This is a genomic window from Synechococcus sp. R70.1 (assembly GCF_047461675.1).
Taxonomy (GTDB): domain Bacteria; phylum Cyanobacteriota; class Cyanobacteriia; order Thermostichales; family Thermostichaceae; genus Thermostichus.
The window spans coordinates 39,496-41,804 of the sequence record NZ_JANSHR010000034.1 but is presented as its reverse complement, the minus strand read 5'-3'; the positions used below and the strand labels follow the sequence as shown (position 1 = coordinate 41,804).

Below are 2,309 nucleotides of genomic sequence, written 5' to 3'. Positions count from 1 at the left end.
ACATGGGCCCGCTTTGGGCCGCGGAAGAGAAACCCACAAAAATCGCGACTTGACCGCAAAGTTTTCCGCTTCAACCAGAGGTGCCTTCAGTTGGCGTAGTGGGCTACTCACCCTGCTTGTCTCCTCTTTGGCCAGCTTTTACCCCTGAGAAGGGATCTCAGCAGGATCTTAAGATGCCGGCAGTAGAATTGGGTGGAAAACATAGCCCTTGGCAGAGTCCATGGCCATGCGGCGGGATTTACAAGAGCTGGTCATTTCCCCTTTTCTGGTGGAAAACCTTTCTGGGGTACCCATAGCCTGGCTGTACCGACCTCGGCCTATCCGTCGCTGGAAAGACTGGCTGCGCCAGTTCTCCGCCTTTTGGAATCTGCTGGGCCTGCTGTTGGTGCTGGATTTGTTCTGCCGTTTCTTGACCTTTTGGTCAGGGGGATCCCTGCTGACCTTGGTGGGGCGAATTTTGATCCCTGGCCTGCGCAGCAGTTGGGAAAGTTGGCTGGTGGAATGGGGAATCCTGGCAGCCATTGCCGCTTTGGGCCAAGCCTATTGGATTTTCCGCAGCCGCCGCATGCCGCTCTTGCTGAACTTGCTAGAAGAAGTAGATCGCTACAATCGGCTCATTCAAGCCATTCACATCAACGATGAATTGGTAGAGGCGGGCAATCCTGAGGCCAAGCTGCCCCAGCGGGATCAGATCATCGGGGCTCTGAAGCTGACTCGCAGCGACCTAATCCGCGCCTTGAAAACTGAACGGATCTTGCGGCAGAACAAAGACTTTATTGAGCAGCAAAGGGAGTTCTTCGGCGACGAGCTGGCAGCTCTGACTGCGCTCCAGCTAAGAGAACAGGCCAGCGAACAGTCGCAGCTTTTGGATGCTGCTTTGCAAATTGCCTTGCAGGTGCGCTCCCAACTAAGCCAACTGCAGAACCGGGGAGCAAATTGTTTCCAAGACAAAGATCAAGCTTCAGACAAAGCTCGAGACAAAAAAGATTAAGACAAAAAAGATTAAAGCGAAGACACAAGTTACAGCTATTTCGACCAGGATACTGCACTGATATTGAAGTAACCAAAGCCTTGGACTACGGGAAAGTCGTTGTGAGGCTCTTTGTCGCCTTGATCTCCACTTTGGGAGAGGGTTCAGATCTGCCTGGAAAAGCGCTGGAGACTGTCGCGAAGCCCAGGGATCTTCCTTCTCGGCAACGCCCTAAAAAATGTCCTGACTCAGCAGCTTAGCCAAGCGCTCCAGGCCCTTTTTGACCTGTCGGGAAACGGTAACGGCACTGATCCCCAGCCGCTCTGCTGTTTCTTTTTGGGTGAGGTCGTAGAAGAAAACAAATTCCAAAATCTGTCGGGTGCGCTCCTCCAGCTTGGCCAAGGCATTTTGCAGGCGGATGCGATCTTCTTCGGCCAGTTGAAAACTGCGGTAGCGCTGATCGGGAATGGTATCCCCTAGAGCAACGCTGTCTTCTTCAACCTGTACGGAAGCATCTAGGCTGAGCAAAAGGCTGTTTTGTTGGGCCAGCTGCAGCTCTCGCCATTCCTGCGCTGTTAGGTTGAGGGCTTCCCTCACCTCCGCCTCAGAGGGAGGACGGCCCAACTCTTGTCTCAGGCGCGCAATTACCTTCTTGGCCTGTCGCTGCAGGGTGGTCCAGCGGCGAGGGAGCCGCACTGCCGGGCTTTTGTCTCGCAGGTAGTGCTGAATTTCTCCGCGAATGTAGGGCATGGCAAAGGAGCTGAAGGCCAGGCCGCGGCTGACGTCGAAGCGCTCGATGGCCTGAATTAGGCCCAGGCAGCCGACTTGTACTAGGTCGTCGTATCCCTCATTGCATTGGTCCCGCCAGTAGTGGGCCTCTTTGCGCACCAATCCTAGGTTTAGCTCCACCAGTCGATTGCGCAGGGCCGGATCCCGAGTTTGCTGGTACAGCCGCAACAGCTCGAAGGTTTGGGTTTTAACATCTCCAGGTCTAGATGCCCTAGGCGCGCGCCCAGTCGGGGATCCAGAACTGCCCATGCTGGATTTGGCCGAAGAGGGAGAGGCTGGGCTCGTCGGTGGTCTTGGGAAGTCAGGATCCTTGAGAGGAGTCTGCTGCGGAGCCATTACCATAGAAGCTGCTTTTCTTTGACCAATTGAGCTAGAGCCCCTCAAGGCTGGATCGGCGGCCAAGCAGCTCAAAAGCAGGGGGTGCAAAGCGATACCGATTTTCTGCCGTTGGGCTCAACTGCGATCTACAAGCAGGTCGAGTTAAGTTGTAGCCATAAGAATGCTACCAGGTGTTAGCAGGAACACAATTTTGAGATTTGCTAGGATACTG

The 2,309-nt window shown here is 54.6% G+C and carries 2 protein-coding genes; one reads left to right on the top strand and one right to left on the bottom strand.

Annotated elements, in window-relative coordinates:
* Positions 1–208: 208 nt before the first annotated feature.
* On the top strand, positions 209–991 hold the full coding sequence (locus NW807_RS05490; RefSeq protein WP_414425494.1) for a hypothetical protein: 783 nt from the start codon (positions 209–211) through the stop codon (positions 989–991).
* 210 nt (positions 992–1,201) lie between these two features.
* Here the strand turns inward: NW807_RS05490 and NW807_RS05485 are convergent, their stop codons facing one another.
* Positions 1,202–2,008, bottom strand: coding sequence for an RNA polymerase sigma factor SigF (locus tag NW807_RS05485; protein WP_414425493.1), 807 nt, complete (start codon positions 2,006–2,008; stop codon positions 1,202–1,204).
* Positions 2,009–2,309 lie beyond the last annotated feature (301 nt).